The following is a 1,061-nucleotide window of genomic DNA, read 5'->3' on the forward strand; positions in this document are numbered from 1 at the left end:
CCGCTGCCGCCCAAGGCCGAGCAGGGCGCGCCGGACACCCGGACCCCGACCGGCGCCGAGACCGGCGTACCGAAGATCGCCAAGGGGCAGCAGGGCGCGTACCTCACCACCGCCAACGGTGCCCGGCTGCGCGACACCGACCACTCGCTCAAGGCCGGTCCGCGCGGCCCGGTCCTGCTCCAGGACCACCACCTGCGGGAGAAGATCACCCACTTCGACCACGAGCGGATCCCGGAGCGGGTGGTGCACGCCCGGGGCGCTGGTGCGCACGGCACGTTCGTCGCCAACGGCGCCGCCGAGAAGGTCACCCGCGCCGGTTTCCTCAAGCAGGGGCGCGAGACGCCGGTCTTCGTCCGCTTCTCCACCGTGCTGGGCTCGCGCGGGTCGGCCGACACGGTCCGCGACACCCGCGGCTTCGCCACCAAGTTCTACACCGACGAGGGCACGTTCGACCTGGTCGGCAACAACATGCCGGTGTTCTTCATCCAGGACGCGATCAAGTTCCCGGACGTCATCCACGCCGGCAAGCCGCACCCGGACCGGGAGATCCCGCAGGCGCAGAGCGCGCACGACACGTTCTGGGACTTCGTCTCGCTGCACACCGAGGCCCAGCACCACACCATCTGGAACATGTCCGACCGGGGCATCCCGCGGTCCTACCGGACCATGGAGGGCTTCGGCGTGCACACGTTCCGCCTGGTCGACGAGGCCGGCGCGACCGTGCTGGCCAAGTTCCACTGGAAGCCGAAGCTCGGCGTGCACTCCCTCACCTGGGAAGAGGCCCAGATGATCAGCGGCATGGACCCGGACTTCCACCGCCGCGACCTGTACGACGCCATCGAGGCCGGCGCGTTCCCCGAGTGGGAGCTGGGCATCCAGGTCTTCCCGGACACCCCGGAGGAGACGTTCGCCGGGATCGACCTGCTCGACCCGACGAAGATCGTGCCGGAGGAGCTGGCGCCGGTGCAGCCGATCGGCACCCTCACCCTCAACAAGACGCCGCGCAACTTCTTCGCCGAGACCGAGCAGGTGGCGTTCCACGTCGGACACCTGCCGCCGGG

Annotated in this window: 1 protein-coding gene; it reads left to right on the plus strand. The window is 70.2% G+C overall.

Annotated features, from left to right (window positions below; all coding sequences use genetic code 11):
- The coding region (locus tag AB0L34_RS34350; RefSeq protein ID WP_363709846.1) for a catalase at nt 1-1,061 on the plus strand (1,061 nt) is incomplete at both ends.

Source organism: Micromonospora sp. NPDC052213 (assembly GCF_040679695.1).
Lineage (GTDB): Bacteria > Actinomycetota > Actinomycetes > Mycobacteriales > Micromonosporaceae > Micromonospora.